13 protein-coding genes and 6 pseudogenes are annotated in these 15,942 nt (G+C 33.6%); 12 read left to right on the forward strand and 7 right to left on the reverse strand.

Annotation, left to right across the window (positions count from 1 at the left end; all coding sequences use genetic code 11):
- The first annotated feature begins 890 nt into the window (after window positions 1-890).
- Entirely contained in the window at window positions 891-1,247 is a 357-nt protein-coding gene (locus tag M1G14_RS09225) for a hypothetical protein (protein ID WP_049485837.1), read from the forward strand.
- A 125-nt stretch (window positions 1,248-1,372) separates the two neighbouring features.
- On the opposite strand, the pseudogene M1G14_RS09230 reads toward M1G14_RS09225, so the two are convergent.
- Window positions 1,373-1,705 (reverse strand): annotated as a pseudogene (locus M1G14_RS09230) (IS30 family transposase); the annotation flags it as partial.
- Between M1G14_RS09230 and M1G14_RS09235 the strand changes: the two are divergent.
- From M1G14_RS09235 to tnpA, 11 genes and pseudogenes are all read left to right on the forward strand, one after another.
- Window positions 1,700-2,437: pseudogene (locus M1G14_RS09235) on the forward strand (ATP-binding cassette domain-containing protein); the annotation flags it as partial. The pseudogenes M1G14_RS09230 and M1G14_RS09235 sit on opposite strands and share 6 nt — an antisense overlap.
- A 326-nt stretch (window positions 2,438-2,763) precedes the next feature.
- Window positions 2,764-3,404, forward strand: a pseudogene (locus M1G14_RS09240) (peptidylprolyl isomerase).
- A gap of 9 nt (window positions 3,405-3,413) precedes the next feature.
- The gene (locus tag M1G14_RS09245; RefSeq protein WP_007521724.1) at window positions 3,414-4,499 is read left to right on the forward strand and encodes a toprim domain-containing protein; all 1,086 of its coding nucleotides are present in this window, start codon (window positions 3,414-3,416) and stop codon (window positions 4,497-4,499) included.
- A 50-nt stretch (window positions 4,500-4,549) separates the two neighbouring features.
- The gene (locus tag M1G14_RS09250) at window positions 4,550-4,783 is read left to right on the forward strand and encodes a DUF5965 family protein (protein WP_000152422.1); all 234 of its coding nucleotides are present in this window, start codon (window positions 4,550-4,552) and stop codon (window positions 4,781-4,783) included.
- Complete coding sequence (locus tag M1G14_RS09255; protein ID WP_007521728.1) at window positions 4,780-5,163, forward strand: DUF5945 family protein; 384 nt, start codon at window positions 4,780-4,782, stop codon at window positions 5,161-5,163. Before M1G14_RS09250 ends, M1G14_RS09255 begins: the two co-directional genes overlap by 4 nt.
- Window positions 5,164-5,200: 37 nt before the next feature.
- Window positions 5,201-5,476 (forward strand): hypothetical protein, encoded by a 276-nt coding sequence (locus M1G14_RS09260; protein WP_007521731.1) that lies wholly within the window; start codon window positions 5,201-5,203, stop codon window positions 5,474-5,476.
- A gap of 81 nt (window positions 5,477-5,557) precedes the next feature.
- Window positions 5,558-6,190, forward strand: coding sequence for a DUF3990 domain-containing protein (locus tag M1G14_RS09265; protein ID WP_007521733.1), 633 nt, complete (start codon window positions 5,558-5,560; stop codon window positions 6,188-6,190).
- Window positions 6,181-6,408 carry a hypothetical protein gene (locus M1G14_RS09270; protein ID WP_007521736.1) on the forward strand — a complete coding sequence of 76 codons (228 nt, stop codon included), beginning with the start codon at window positions 6,181-6,183 and terminating at the stop codon, window positions 6,406-6,408. Before M1G14_RS09265 ends, M1G14_RS09270 begins: the two co-directional genes overlap by 10 nt.
- 152 nt (window positions 6,409-6,560) lie before the next feature.
- A pseudogene (pezA, locus tag M1G14_RS09275) lies at window positions 6,561-7,039 on the forward strand (type II toxin-antitoxin system antitoxin PezA).
- A pseudogene (pezT, locus tag M1G14_RS09280) lies at window positions 7,039-7,811 on the forward strand (type II toxin-antitoxin system toxin PezT). Before pezA ends, pezT begins: the two co-directional pseudogenes overlap by 1 nt.
- 249 nt (window positions 7,812-8,060) lie before the next feature.
- A pseudogene (gene tnpA / locus M1G14_RS09285) lies at window positions 8,061-8,333 on the forward strand (IS200/IS605 family transposase); the annotation flags it as partial.
- 431 nt (window positions 8,334-8,764) lie between these two features.
- Here the strand turns inward: tnpA and M1G14_RS09290 are convergent.
- From M1G14_RS09290 to M1G14_RS09315, 6 genes are read right to left on the reverse strand one after another with little or no spacing between them, the layout of a single operon-like run.
- Window positions 8,765-9,940: an MFS transporter gene (locus M1G14_RS09290; RefSeq protein WP_007521749.1), complete on the reverse strand. Its 1,176-nt coding sequence runs from the start codon at window positions 9,938-9,940 to the stop codon at window positions 8,765-8,767.
- Complete coding sequence (locus tag M1G14_RS09295; protein ID WP_007521752.1) at window positions 9,924-11,039, reverse strand: ATP-grasp domain-containing protein; 1,116 nt, start codon at window positions 11,037-11,039, stop codon at window positions 9,924-9,926. The genes M1G14_RS09290 and M1G14_RS09295 overlap by 17 nt, the downstream gene beginning before the upstream one ends.
- A complete protein-coding gene (locus tag M1G14_RS09300; protein WP_007521754.1) occupies window positions 11,036-12,241 on the reverse strand; it encodes an ATP-grasp domain-containing protein in 1,206 nt (401 codons plus the stop codon). Before M1G14_RS09300 ends, M1G14_RS09295 begins: the two co-directional genes overlap by 4 nt.
- 2 nt (window positions 12,242-12,243) lie before the next feature.
- The gene (locus tag M1G14_RS09305) at window positions 12,244-13,329 is read right to left on the reverse strand and encodes a hypothetical protein (protein WP_007521756.1); all 1,086 of its coding nucleotides are present in this window, start codon (window positions 13,327-13,329) and stop codon (window positions 12,244-12,246) included.
- A complete protein-coding gene (locus M1G14_RS09310; RefSeq protein WP_007521758.1) occupies window positions 13,310-14,194 on the reverse strand; it encodes a GSCFA domain-containing protein in 885 nt (294 codons plus the stop codon). The genes M1G14_RS09305 and M1G14_RS09310 overlap by 20 nt, the downstream gene beginning before the upstream one ends.
- Window positions 14,187-15,764, reverse strand: coding sequence for a helix-turn-helix domain-containing protein (locus tag M1G14_RS09315; protein WP_247926529.1), 1,578 nt, complete (start codon window positions 15,762-15,764; stop codon window positions 14,187-14,189). The genes M1G14_RS09310 and M1G14_RS09315 overlap by 8 nt, the downstream gene beginning before the upstream one ends.
- Window positions 15,765-15,942 lie beyond the last annotated feature (178 nt).

Here is a 15,942-nt window from a genome sequence, read left to right on the forward strand (position 1 = left end):
AAAGGACTTAGTCCTGTGCAATACAGGACTAAATCCTTAACTTAAATTATTTGTCTAACTTTTTGGGGTCAGTACAAATTCTTAAGGTCTTTTTTAATTCAAGTTGAAGTAGTGCAGTGACATAAAGCTTGTATTCACTGATTAGTATCTTCCCTTTGCTAAGGGCGCTTCTTAATTTATGGCTAAGAAGATAACCAGGCCATTTTACAACATGACAAGTTGACTCAATTCAAATAAAATGTAGAGTTCCACCTTACAGATAAAAATCTGTTGTTTTTTCTTTTTACTCTTTTTCAGGTTTAAATGCTTTGAATTTAGCAACTGAGTTAAGCTAGTTTTTTGTATTCTATTTTTAGACTTTTATTATTTACTTTCGTTCTTATACTTTTATACTTTCCTTTGTTATGATCAAAAAATTTTTTTACTGCTATTGACATTACTTTTATTATCTATACATTTATTTTTTTAGTTAGTGAAATACAAAAATTGGTTCTTTCTTAACTCAGCTTAAACCTGCTATTTCCACGATAGCTACCTCCTTTTAAATATTAAAAAAAACGTAGCTATTTAGTTACGTCTCTACTTAATCAATCTTTAGATATCTATAGTATGCCATAAATTGATACTTCTAAAAAACAAATTTTTTCTTTTTTGTGTTATACGGTTTTATTTCGGACTGAGTGTTTAGCGTGACTTACACATACGTTTCTGTCAACGCTAAACACACAGATAATTAGAAGCACAAAAAAATGGGGAATGTGAGAAAGAAATAAGTCTACAAAAGATTCAATAAGCAAAACAATACATTTATCTTTTTTAAAACTTTTATTTTTATTATTATAAAAAAATGGCATACTCTAATTATAATAACATTTAAGGAGGAAACAACTATGTTTCTTAAAAATTATACCATCATTAGTCATATTCTCTATAAAAATCGTCGAGAATTCGAAAACACATTTGATTGCTATCCTAAAAAGACAGTGTATGAGTTCTATATTAGGGAGTCTGCAGGAAAAATGAAAATTAGACAAAAAGAACATAATGCAATTCATGTTAGCTTGTATTCTAATAAAAAAAGAAGTTACGTTACACTTTACTTAAGAAGTTTTACGCCAGAGGATTTGGTGGCGATTATGAATTCTTTAATCAAGCAGAAGAAAGAACTTGGATATGAAAGATTAATTTTATTACTTTCAGAACTCACAAATGATCAATCTTTAAGTTTACTGATGAAGTTATCCTAAAATGAAATAAACACACTGGGATGAGTATCTCAGTGTGTTTTTGTGATAAAATATAGTAGATTAATAAATGAAAAGTACATATTTTTATAAATGATAAATTGCAAGAATAAGTGCAACATATACTTGAACTCATCCTCTAGAGCTTCACAAGCAGTTCTGTAAGCTAAACATTTTCGTGGTCGGTGATTGATATCATATAAGGCCTTGTTCAAAGCCTCATCAGAGATAGTGGCTAAATCTGTTTTCTTTGGGAAATATTCTCTTAGTAAGCCATTTGCGTTTTCATTGCTTCCTCTCTGCCAGGATGAATAGGCGTCCGCAAAGAAAAAGGAAATTCCTAAGTTCTCCACCAGAGGATAGCAGGCAAACTCTTTTCCCCTGTCTGAAGTGAAGGTTTTAAGAGCCTCTTTTGGAAATAGCCTACAAAGTTGTTCGATAGCTGAAAACATGGCTTTGGCTATATCACTGCTTTTTCGGAGCCAATTCAGGAAATCCTATACGACTTGCAAATGCTGGAGTCGGTCAAACCTGTGGTGCAAAGTTTTCAAGCAATTGTCAGCCGTCCGTCCGCTGTTCAGGCACCTCAGATGTCTTTCGAGACCCTGATGCTAAACCATATCACCAAGCGACTGGGGGAGTCTAGCTTGACTATTCCCCACGTTGAAATTCGCAAGGGGGACAAGATTGCCCTCATCGGCGAAAATGGTTCTGGAAAGAGTAGTCTGCTCAATATTTTAAACGGGACTGACCGAGATTTTCAAGGTGAAATCTCACTTGATCATCTCCCTGTTCATCAACTCTGGGGAAAATTTGGTATGATTTTGCAACAGGAGCACACCTTTATCTCATCTTATGAAAATAATGTCACTATTTTCAAGACTTTTGAGGCTAATTTTAGGGATGAAAAGTTTGAAAAGATACCACCCCAGTCCCTGTCAGGTGGTCAGCAACAGCACATGTATCTCAATCGGTAGAAAAATCGTCATAGTCCGCTAATTATCATGGATGAGCCTTTTTCTGCTTTGGATGCCAGCCAATTTCAAAAGGAATTAGACAAGGTACTTAGCTTATCAAGTGCTGTCGTCCTTACACTTCACCGTCAAGAAAAGATGCTATCACGCTTTGATCAGATTTGGGAAATCAAGGATAGGGAGTTGGTTGTCGTGAAAAGAGTTCTAAAACATGACTAACATAAGTTTTTCACAAGTTCAAAAGAGTTTTCATAAGAATAAGATTTTGGCTATTCCTGATTTTCATCATCTATTATCTAGTCATGATAAAACTGATCATACGCTTTCAACACATTTCGGTTTTTTTGGGGGTATAAATACCGTGCGCTTGTTTTACTCAGGCCTCGTTTTTCCCGTGGTAAGCTCGGTGAATTTGAGACAATTATTTGATAGTATTATAAAAAATTAAGGATCTTTTTTCAATGTAGAGTCCTTTTTCTATTGTGATACTTTTTCAAGATTTATCTGGTATGCTTGACCTAGTTTTTATAGAAAGAAGGTCTAAGATGTTAAATAAAGTCAAAACTAAAGCCTTAATTAGTGTTGGAGCAGTAGCCGCAACTAGCTTTATTCTCATGATGGGATATACTGTTGGTCAACATTCCACTGCTAAACAAAGTCGCAAAGAAATCGAATTGACTGCAGCTAAACTTGTAGAGGACAAACAAGCAGAAGATAAAGCCAGAATTTTGTCATCGGATACTGTAAAAGAATTTTTGACTCAGTACTATACGAAAGAAAAGCTCGGAGAAAATAATACACGCATTCAACCTTATATGAATGAATCGGCTTATTTTCAAGAATTGTCAAGTCAAAATGATGCCATGAACCAAGTGTATAAGGATTATATTTTGGATTATCATTTTGAAAAAGCAGATATCTTGTCAATCAGACTACGAATCAAGCTATTGCCATGGTCTCTTATAATGTAACCTATGTATCTGATTTAAAGAATGCCAACCAATTAAAGACTAATCAGACAGAAACAAGAACAGTTAAGTTATCCTATTCTAAACTACCAGGTAAGTTATTGGTCAATCAAGTGCAGGTTTGGAAATCTGGGTTAGATGATTTGGATAAGGCCACTCCCAAAACTTTAGAAGAATCCTCATCTGTTCCATCACTGCCAAATACTACAACAAAATGATGATATTGCATGGAAATAGAAGAATGTAAGCAAATTTCAATTCTTGATGTAGCCAATCGTTTAGGTATCTCCTTTAAACAAGTTTCGAGCAGTGTCTATGAACATCCTGAACACGATTCATTCCGAATTTTTTCGAATACCAATACTTTTAAATGGTTTTCAAGAGATATTCAAGGTGATGTCATTGATTTTGTTCGACTTGTTAAGGGAACTTCCTTTAAAGAAGCTCTAACTTTTCTTTCTGAAGAACCTTTTCAAAAAGAAGCTGTTCAAGAAAATAGAGATAGACCATTTTATTATCCTTTAAAGAGAATAGAAGATTCTAGCTGTAGTCTGGCTAGATATTATTTAACAGAATGTAGAGGAATCTCAGAAGAAATCGTACAAAAGATGATTCAACAAGGTTTGATAGCACAAGCCAGTTGGAAAACAAATGAAACTGTTGAACCTGTTATTGTTTTTAAAAGTTTTGATCATCGTCACAAACTGCAGGCAGCAAGCTTACAAGGGATTTATAAGAATCACTCTCTTCCTAGAGAAAGGTTAAAAACGATTTTAAAAGGAAGCCATGGACATGTTGGAATATCCTTTGACATTGGTAAACCAAATAGACTGGTCTTTTGTGAATCGTTCATCGACTTGATGAGCTATTACGAACTTCATCAACAAAATCTATCTGATGTTCGTTTGGTATCTATGGAGGGATTAAAAAGGTCTGTTGTTGCTTATCAAACTTTACGACTGATAGCTGAAGAAAATCAGAAGTTGGAATTTTTAGATACAGTAATACCTTCAAAGTTATTGCCTTTGATCAATACAATTCGTGATACCACCAGCTATTTTGATAATCATCCAAATTTATTGACACTTGCGGTAGATTGTGATGATGCAGGAAAAGATTTTTCTGATAAGTTATATCAATCAGGATTTCCTGTTTTCCTGGATTTCCCTGATAATGAATCTGGGAAAGAAAAAGTAGACTGGAATGATGTCCTTAGAGAAAAGAAATCAGATTTACAATTGATGATCGAGAATGCAAAAGAGACATTGAGGAATCAATCAGTAAGACTAACCTCTCAATGTTTAGAATTGTGATAACAAAATCAAGATGTTTTAGCTAATATTAGAATGAAGGAGGATCGTATATGACCATTATTGAACGCTTAGAAGAAAAGGTCACTAGGCAAGAAAGCAAGGTAGCAAGAGAGACAGAAAAACTCGCTGCTTACAAAGAGCAACTGGAGACAGCGATGTTTGCAACGTTCAAAAGGCGTCAAAGCATTAGTCACATGAGTTTTGAAGAAGCTCTTGACCATGCCTTCGGTAGAGAAAGACAATTCGATGATTCTGAATTTAGAAAGGATGAAATGAGTGAATGACAAAAGATTGGAATTTTAATCAACCATTAGAAAGTAAATCAGAAAATCAAGAAGATCCAGATAAAATTGCGGCCTTATTTGGAAATCATCAAGGAGGTAATGATGTAAATTATGAAGCAGCTTTTCAAAAGCGCAAACAAGCACCTATGACGAAATCAAATTCTAGTTCTAAACCCAAAGTTACAGAGGTTAGAACAGGAAAAGAGACAGATATCACTACAAGTTATCAGCAACATCTTAAAAGACTTATTGCGGATAACAATAGCGATATTCAAAGCAGTCAAAAGAAAATTGAAGAGCTACATACGTTGATTGACACAAAGAATAAAGACAATAAGAAATTGCAGTCAATTTATGATGCGATTTCCGAATTACACTAAGCAGTCCTGATAGGCTGCTTTTTTTGAGAGGTTATAGATGTTTACAACATTTTTTAAGAAAAATCACGACAATAGTGATGTATTTAAAAAGCTGATTCATAGACTATCTGATATGTCTGTCCAAGATCTTGAAAAAATAGACCGACTGCTAGATATCATTTTTACTCCAGATCAAGGATCAGAACAGATAAAAACAGAATCAACTTATAGAGAAGAAACTTTGGACGACACATTAAAGGAAGATAAGAATCAACTTTATAAGGAACAATTGGAGAAGAATTTAGAGAGGTTTAGGAAAGACGGAAGAAAGTGAATAGTTTCATAAAATTTTCTTTTACTTGAATAAAGTCTTGTGTTATACTTTTAGTATAGACTAGAGAAGGAAGTAAATATTTTGGAGTTGACTACCAAGCAGGAAAAGCAACTAGGTCAGACGCAGTGGTTTCATGCTACATTATTGAGACATTTAGAATCCTTAAAAAAAGGTATCAATGTTCAATTTAACTTAGGGAGTGAGCTAGATTTTGGTCCTGGCTTCTATATCACGCCTGACTTTGAACAAGCTAGAAAATTTATTAACAAGCAAGTTGAAGTATTAAATCGAAGCACCTCTAATAATAATATTTTTGACTCAGAAGAAGAAGTAGGAATTATAGTAGAATTTCGTATTTCAAATTTTATAGAAATTTTTAAGAACCCTGACTATCATTGTCACTATTTTGCAAAACATAAAAAGTCAGAGTCAGATTTAGATTTTGCGGAATTTGTCTTTCAAAATCGGGAAAATCCAGATTCATTACAACACCATTTTGATTTTATCTATGGTGTTCAGACTGATGACAATCCAACCCAAGCTTTAGCTCGTTTTCGTCAGAATGAAATTACAAAAGAAGAAATGCTTGCTGAATTTAGAAAACCATATTCTTTTAAACAATTATCCATCCACAACCAATCTTTTTGTGATATAATGAAAATAGAGAAGGTTTATCAATCAAAAACAGGAGAGGAGTTACAAAAATGGCAGTAGTATCATTGGAAAATAATATTAAACTATATAGTTCAGAATTATTTCAAGCACTATTAAAAGCCTCTAATTATAAATTGGATGAGCGTATTGCTCAGATTGTTGCAGAAGGCTATGCTCGTAAACTAGATTATTCTGATCCTGAACTGATGCATGTTGGTGTAACTTCGGTTGCTAACAATCTGCTTACAAAAATTAAACAAGAGTATTTTAATGTATAGTATTTTGAAAAGCCACCGCAAAAGGAATTACTCTTTAAGGTGGCTTTTTTAGAAGTAAAGTTTAGGCTAGAAAAACAAGAAACAACGCACCAAAATTGGTGCGTTCTGCTTTTTTATGCTATAATGAAAGTTTAAAAATAAAGGAGTTTGCCATGATTGGAAAGAACATAAAGTCCTTACGTAAAACTCATGACTTAACACAACCCGAATTTGCTCGAATTATAGGAATTTCTCGAAATAGCTTGAGTCGTTATGAAAATGGAACTAATTCAGTCTCTACGGAGCTAATATAGACATCATTTGTCAAAAGTTTAATGTATCTTATGTAGATATTGTAGGAGAAGATAAAATGCTAAATCCTGTTGAAGATTATGAATTGACTTTAAAAATTGAAATTGTGAAAGAAAGAGGTGTTAATCTATTATCTCGACTCTATCGTTATCAAGATAGTCAGGGGATTAGCATTGATGATGAATCTAACCCTTGGATTTTAATGAGTGATGATCTATCTGACTTGATTCATACGAATATCTATTTAGTAGAAAATTTTGATGAAATAGAGAGGTATAGCGGCTATTTCGATGGAATTGAACGTATGTTAGAGATATCTGAAAAACGGATGGTAGCCTAATGGAAATTCAAGATTATACTGATAGTGAATTCAAACACGCTTTAGCACGGAATCTTCGTTCTCTGACAAGAGGAAAAAAGTCCAGTAAGCAACCCCTATAGCGATTTTGCTTGGAGGGCAAAGTGGTGCTAGCAAGACTACAATTCATCGTATTAAACAGAAAGATTTTCAAGGAAATATTGTTATCACAGATGGCGATAGTTTTCGTTCTCAGCATCCACACTATTTAGAACTTCAGCAAGAATATGGCAAAGATAGTGTAGAATACACCAAATATTTTGCAGGTAAAATGGTAGAGTCTTTAGTAACAGAATTGAGTCATTTGGGATACAATCTTTTGATAGAGGGAACTTTACGAACGATTGACGTTCCAAAGAAAACAGCACAACTCTTGAAAAGTAGGGGATATGAAGTACAATTAGCAATAATTGCGACAAAGCCCGAATTGTTCTATCTGAGCACCCTTATCCGATACGAAGAATTGTACGCTATCAATCCAAATCAAGCACGCGCAACTCCAAAAGAACATCATGATTTCATTGTAAATCATCTAGTTGATAATACACGACAATTGGAAGAACTGGCTATCTTTGAAAGAATTCAAATTTATCAACGAGATAGAAGTTGTGTATATGATTCAGGAGAAAATACAACTTCAGCAGCAGAAGTTCTTCAAGAGTTACTGTTTGGGGAGTGGAGTCAGGTAGAGAAAGAGATGCTTAAAACTGGAGAAGAAAGATTGAAAGATTTAACTAATCGAAATGGTTGTTAGATCTTGAGTTTAAAAATATAGTCTACTTATAACTTTTGTTAGTTGTTCAAGGTGGGCGAAAATTTTTTAGAACTAAAAAACGCATAGTCTCAGGTGTTGAAAAACTTGAAATTATGCGTTTTATTATGTGACTATTAGTCCGACTCGCTCCGCTAGGTGCGAGACAAAAAAATCACTCGCTATGCGAGTGCGCGTCGAATGTTATGCCAAAAAAACTCCGAACTCGATACAATAAAGGTGTTCAAGCCAATGTTAGGAAGTATTCCACCGAGGATAAGTGTTTCGAGTTTCATGGGTTATTTAAAAGGTAAAAGTACACTTAGGATGTTGGACAGGCATACCAACCTCAAGTACAAGTTTGGGAATCGGCATTTCTGGGCGGAAGGTTATTATGTGAGTACAGTAGGGCTTAATGAAGCCACAATTAAGAAATATATTCAAGAACAGGAAAAGCATGATATAGCACTAGATAAATTAAGTGTAAAAGAATATGAGGATCCCTTTAGGGATAGTGGTAAGTAATACTAAAGCCGCCTCTTTGAGAGGCAAGTGACGAGTCAAGAGCAATAAGGCTTGAACAACGTGAAAGCCAGCGACTTTAGGCGCTGGCTGGTAATTTGGGCTTATAGCTCTGGGACAAACCACCCGTTAGACGGGTGGTCATGATTATAAGAGCGATGAGTTATAAATATTTTGAAATGAGTTTATTTTCCGTTAGAGTGGTAGTATCTTATGATTAAATAGATTTCAATAATTCTTATAATTTTTCAGATGGTTGATTGTTGAAAATCTTTAAAGAATCTTCATTTGTTAGCTTTATATCACGTGTTAAACTGATTGTAGGCACTATCCTATCTCCTATCACTACTTAAATTTATTATAGCTTATTTCAAAAAGATTTTCAATTTGGAATTGAATAATCTTCCTAATTTTGTGCTGCGTAGCTGGATGATTTAACTTTTTTGGTAACTCTTATTAAGTGCTAGTAAACTGATTATATAAATCAACAGTTGAACAATACCTATATATTGAAATATTTGCCAATTTTTAAAATCAATCCATGATGCAAACATAGTTCCGAAAGGAGCAAAGATACCACTAATAGTGAATATGATGCTAAAAATGCGTCCTAAGAAATTGGAATCTATAGAAACTTGGAGATGTGACATTAAATTCACATTGAACATTGAAACAGTTGTAGAGAACAGAGAAAATAAAATCAATAAGATAATTTGCGAGGACTGAAAAAGATTAATAAGTATTAAGGAGACTGCACCTGGCAATAAGAAATGAAGAAAGTATCTCGGTTCAATTTTTTTCTTGTTTAGACTGATGATAAGAGCTCCTATGATACTTCCGATAGATTGAGAAACGAGAATATAGGCAAAAATTTGATGAAATTGAGAAAACGTTGCTGTGAATGGAAGATAGAAGGAATAGATCGCATCTAAGAAGTTTAGAAAAGCGGAAGAAATTAAAATGGTTAGGAGTGTTTTGTCTTCATAGAGGTAGGTAAAACCTTCTTTTAATCCAGTAAAAAATTTTGATTGGATAGTATTATGGTGATGTAAAATGTGAAAACGATATTCACACAAAGCTGAAATAATAAAAGAGAAAGAGTTAATCAGCATACCATATCTAAATCCAAATTGATGGATAACAAAGACGGAAGCTAGCGGTGCTCCAACTCCAACAATCTCAGCCACTATTTTAGAAATAGAGTTATAGGTAAAGATTCCATCGCTGGAAAGAAGGTCTTTTATAATAGCCTTATAAGCTGGGCCGTTAAAACTAAATAAAATAGCCAGTAATATATTGACAACAACCAATATCCAGATATTTTGCGGATTATAAAATAAAAATAGTAAGAAAGTTGCAATTGCAGCAATCACATCTGTTAGAATGAGCATGCGTTTTCTATCGCTAAAATCAGCAACATATCCTGCAAATAGATTAAATAGTAAGCGAACAATGGATTCGCTAGACTGATAAAGCATCATAAAGAATGAGGATTGAACGGTAAGGTTTGCGATTAATAATTTATTGGCATAATCAAAAATAATATTACCCAAGTTTGTTGTTTGTCCCCTGATAATCAGTAGTAGGATATTTTTATTCTCTTTGTTCATACTTATATTCCTCAAGTAGCTCGTTTATGAGTGTAAATTCCTTCTCATTCTTTACACTAGTAGTGATGAGATAGCGTAAATCATCTAGTGAATGAGCAGGGCAGTTTATCTTTTCAGGATATTCTCTAAAAAATTCGATAGGGATAGGGAGCTTTGGAGGAGCTTGATGATGGCCATTCTGAAAAATAGCTAAAGTCAGTGCAATTTTACTGGGCGATGTTGGAATCTCTGCTGGTATAGAAACACTATTTATAAGGTTCCAGTAAGTATCTAGGATATCAATTTGAAATGCACATTTGATAAGCAAAGGAATATTTCCTCCACCAAACCGCTTTCCAATTTCACAAAAGCTTACCTCATCAGTAGTGGAGTTATAAAAGAACTCTGCATGGAAAGGATGTATTTTCTCAGTTCCTAAACTGTCCAATACTTTTTGGGTCTCAGTTTTTAATCGTTGAATGAAGAGGGGATTATTATAGTGAGAGTTTGTACGGACGATATTGATGAAGGTTGTTTTAATATCTAGGATATTTCCTATATATTCATGTGTAAAAAAGTATTGGATTTTTCCATTAATAGCTATACCATCACAAGTAAACATGGTATCAAATTGTTCCTGACTTTCTAAAAGAAAATTCTCAGCTGTATAATACTCTGGTATTTGAGAGATAATATGAATATCTTTGCCAGAAGCTTCACATCTAGGTTTAATCAGAAAGGTATTAGGAAGAATATCATTTGGGTTCAATAGTTGAGGCTGACTGATTTGTTCACTCAGCTGAGTGCGCATGATTTTCTTGTCTTTATAAGTATAAGCGATTTTCCAAGCCTCTTCATCGGAGGTAAAAAGCGATTTTAAGATACCGACAATATGCATGAGTCCTTCATCTAGTGTGAAAATATCCTCTATGTTCTGTATATCTTTGAAAAAAAAGAGTAGATTAATTTGACTAAAATCATCTATACAAAAAATTTGGTTCTTTAAAAATCCAACTGAAAGATAATTTTTTTCTTGTCTGCTAGGACAGATAATACCTAAATTTTCGTTTGCTTTAATACCAATACTTGCAGGAGAAAAGCGATAAATAAAATATTTCATTTTTTATACCTCGTGTTTTCTAACACCCAAGTCTCAGCTCCTAAGAGATTGTTTTTTGTTTCTCGGAATGTTGAACCATGACAAGAAAAACCGACAACAGCATCTGCACTGTGAAAAGCAGAATGCAACTGTTTACCAATTTGCGTGTAAGTAATATAGTCAAAGATAGAATACTGTTCTTTTATCGTTTCCGTTAGTTCTGGGAGTTGTTGGATGACTCCTTCCATTTTGGCAGTTAGGAGCCAGCCAGTAACTGGAAATACGGTTGGAAGTATGGGTAAGGTGTCACTACAGATGGCTGTCAAGAGAAGCTCAAGAGGATTGTAGGTCAGTTTATATTGTAGATTTTGACGAATCCGTGCACCACCAATGCGTGAAGCAATTTCCAAAAAAATGATTTCGTGTCCATCGTAAAACACCTCTAAGTGAAAAAGAAATGTTCCATTGGGATAAAGTCCATGGCTTAGTGTAGAAGCATAGTCAACAAGCTTATTGAACTGTTCTGAAGTATGGTCTAAGGAAACCGCTGCAGCTGAGATACCTTTTTTAATGAGCAAGGGATTGTAGATATATTGGGAAGGTTCACAGTAGATGATATTCCCCTGATAAACAAAGCCATCTATGTGATAGACATCTGCATAGATGTATTCTTGAACAAGGACAGTCTTATCTTTCCAAAAATGATCAGAATGAAAGGAAACCAAATCAGTCTCTCTCTTTAAATGAAAAGTATCAACAGAACCAGCTCCATCCAAAGGTTTTAGAATAATATCTTCATGTTCTTTGAAAAAGTTTTTCAATTCCTCATAAGATGAGATTTTCCGGGAATGGGGGATTTTAAAACCTAGTTCATTAACTTTCTGTGTCATTTTACTCTTATCACGGAAAGTTTTAGCTTGACTGACTGATTGTCCTTTAATATGAAATTGTTCTCGTAATTCTGCAGCCAATACCATATCAAACTCATCTAAAGCAACAATCGCATCGAAATGAGATCGTTGTAGGATTCCTTGTGAGGTTTCTTTTCTCTTTTCAGGATAATGTTGGGTAGTAACTAGAGTGACATTGGTTGGTTTATTCGTTTCAAATGATTCTACTTTGCTATCATCAATCAGGAGTGTATAGTGATGATTTTTGGAAAGACAAGAGTAAATATCGGTGTAAGTTTCACGATAGGGGTGTAAGATAAGTAATTTTGCCATGATTATTTATAACTTTCTATTGGATTTTGATAGAGGTTTTTATGCGAATCTCTATAATAAGCAAAGTTGCTCGGCAATTCAGGTAGTTTGTAAGTGGGATCAATCTGACTTTTGTAGAGTTTATAAGGGATCCCTAATGTTTGATAGGCATAGTCTGCCCCCATTGTATCCCTATTCTTTTTGACTTTCTTTAACGCTTTATTGATATTTCGAGAGTATTCCTTGTATTGTTTTAGTAATTCGATTTTAATCGATGGAAACTCATTAAAAATAAGTTCTACTGAGATGTTGTGAATATCACACTCTAAAAAAATTTCCCTAGCTACCTTTTTTAGGGCATAGCTGTGTCTATGATTGCCAAATTTTCCAATTTCTGGGAATAAAAAGTTTAATGCTTCTAGTTGACTGATGAAAAAATGTGCTAGTTCATGGCTATTAGAAAGTCTATATAACCTATTGTAGGTAGCCAGAAAAGTTTGTGACTCGTAAATAGACTTAGCCTGTTCACGAATCATATCTAATCGTAAAGGAAAGAAGACACTGTCTAATTGAGACTGAAATCCTCCTTGAAAATTGATTAGAACAAAATTTGCTAATGTTACCAAACCATCGTGGTAATTACTACAAATTTTAATGTAGTAATGATTCCCTGATAAAGGAACATGACACTGAAGTCGATTTTTATCAATTTCGATAATGTGATTAGTAACGTTGTACAGTTGACCAAGGATATCAGTCATTTTTGGACATATAATATAAATGTTATCGAAAGGAATCCATTTATTTAAAAATTTTGTGATAAAGGTTTCAATAATTTGTCCATATTTCTCTTCATGGAAGGAAAATAAACTAATTAAAGTTTGGCATGGGGTAGAGATAGGGTTTACTAAGTTAGCAGGGTAGACATTTCGGAAACAAACTTGTTCTTTTACATATAAACCATCTTTCTTTTCTTTAAAATACTCTAGCTCATCTTGAATGGGTGAAAAAGTAAATAAGTTCTTTTCTTCTCTTATCAAAGGCGATGATGGGAGAGTCTGAGCTTTAAAGATACGTTGTAAATCGTCACTATAAGTATTCTTTGCCATTGATTTTACCTCGGCTATCGACTTTGTTGATTGCAAATGGTTTGTTGGGTATATCTAATAGATAATCCTTGTTAATTTCTTTTACAATGTGTTTAGATATATCTGCAATTAGCTTGACAGAGGGATGTCTTCCATCTTCTTGGAAAGGATGATTATTTTTTTCGACATAGTATTTGAATAGTTCATATTCAGGAAAGTAATAGTCGTCCCCTAATTCCATAATGGCTTCTTTGATAATACGATAATTTTCAGTCGTAGCCAAATGCAGATTATGAAACTTTTCAGAAGCTTTAAGAAGTACATAGGGAATTGAAAATTGAATCTTAATTTTAGGGTTAATAAGTTGTACAACTCGCATAATTTGTTTAGCAAAATTAAGTATATCGTCGGACGATAGATAGACATTCTTAATTTCAGGATTGAGAAATTGATTCTTTGGAAGTCTATTCATAATATGGTTGACTTTAGACCACATTTCAACAGAACCTAGAGATAGTATTAATAAATCTGACTCAGTTAGTGCTGTTTTGACATAATTGTCAATGTTTAAATTTTGATGTAGAACAGCTTCGTAACTTTCCGACTTATTCCAAAAACGAATTTCATCATAGAACACCTTTTGTTTGGAATCTATTAAAATATGATGATCCAATTCAAGTGCAATAACTTCTAAATCCTTTAGCAAGGAAGGAGCATTAAAAATGGTCTCGTAAGGAGAAAAAGTTTTAATTTGACTGTTGGAAAAATAGTCAATACCGAGTGATAAATTTCGTGCTGTACATGCTCCTAAGAAGCATATTTTTTCAGGACGATAAGTTAGAAAATATTTAGATTCATTTGATGAGTAAAAATGTAAGCTATCCATATAGTTCACCATCATATCCTAGAATATTTAATATGGTTTGAATATTACCGAAGCCACGCATAACTTGGTCAAAGTTTAATAGCACAGCGGATTCAATATTTAATTGTACTATTCCCATCAATATCGCCATTCCAGCGCGCATATCTTTGAGATTGTATGTGTTGGATTGATAATTCGTGAGTGATAATTTGTCTAGTGTTTTTAAAGCACCATTATCTAATACTTTAATTCGTATACCTAGCTTCTCTAATTCAGCCACATGACTGGCTCTATGAATAAAAACTTCATCAAATAGAATGGAAGATATATTATGAGATGCTAGAAATTCTGATACAATGGGACCTAAATCAGTGGTGATAAATGGTGCAGCACCTAATCTTAGAAATTCAAAATACTCGGTTTCTATTTGAAATACTTTTTTGAATTGAATTGTGTGTTTATCTTCAATAATTTTTAATCCTAATTTTGTAAAAAGTTCAATGTAACTTTGGGGAATATCTTTGATAAGTATATTATCGAAAATGATATTTTCTAGCTCATCCCAGAATAGTAAAACATAGGATATAAGCATAGACATATCAGGAGGTAAGGTTATTTCAGTATTGACTATATCAATAGAATCTACTTTAGGGATTAAAATTTTATCAGATGTTAAATATTCTACAGTTCGATTAGTAGCTGATTCTAGTAATGTAATGAGGTAGCACACAGTAGGGTCTGGTGAAAGTCCGTTGATTCTAATTTCATTTGGATAAACATATGCCAAACTAATAGCATTGAAGAAAGCACCAACACTTTTACTCCCATCAGCGTAACAATTCAATGTGATATTTTTATTTAGTAAGTCATTTTTCTCAGAATAAAAGATTTTATTCTCTTCGTTATAGGTGTAGTTCGCTACGGTGGAGAGAATGTCAAGGTGTAAGTCAATAGGTCTAAAGCAAAAGTCATCTCCTCCAGGGAATGTGAACAACAGACGATGATAGCGATAGGTCAAAGCTGAGATAATACCGATGCTGGCTCGACTAATTTTATTAAGAGAGATGATGTCTTTAGGTGTATTTGTAGATTGGATTTCAATGGTGTCTTCACAGGTATATGAGTCAGACCAATGATTATTCCCTAGTTCATACAAAATATTTAAAAAGTCAAAAGCAGTGGGACAATTTCTAATAACTAATTTATGCTTATTCAGAAATAAGCTAGACAATAGAATATGAACACCAATAACTTTATCACCTTCAATCTTGATGTGATTTTTTAGAGTGGTAGAATTTTTACCCTGACTTTTCTTTTGCAATTTCATATTAAAGTGCTTAGGTAAAATGTCATCTGCTGTTTTAGAGAAGCTTTCTTTAGTCAAAGAACTTGGTTGATTTAAACTAACTTCTAAATCTTCGAAGGATATTTCTAGTAGTTTTGCATAAGCTATTAAGTCTTTAACATTGATATCACGAGAGCCATTTTCCCAGTTTGAGATAGCCTGTCGGCTTAGTTTTAATTGATTTGCTACAAATTCTTGAGTAAACCCCATTGATAATCTACGCTGTTTTAAAAAGTCACCAATCATAGGCGTATGTCTCCCTTATGTTAATTTGGTTATTATTATACTCGTATAAAATAAAATTTCAAGAATTTTCAGGCAACATTTTGTTGCGTAGCATGATGATCTAATATCTTCTGTAAATGGGGCGTACTTGTTTATGTCTAGGAGGACTGATGCGTCAGTTCTCCCGTTTTTATTTATG

This window comes from Streptococcus parasanguinis (assembly GCF_023109675.1).
Taxonomy (GTDB): domain Bacteria; phylum Bacillota; class Bacilli; order Lactobacillales; family Streptococcaceae; genus Streptococcus; species Streptococcus parasanguinis_I.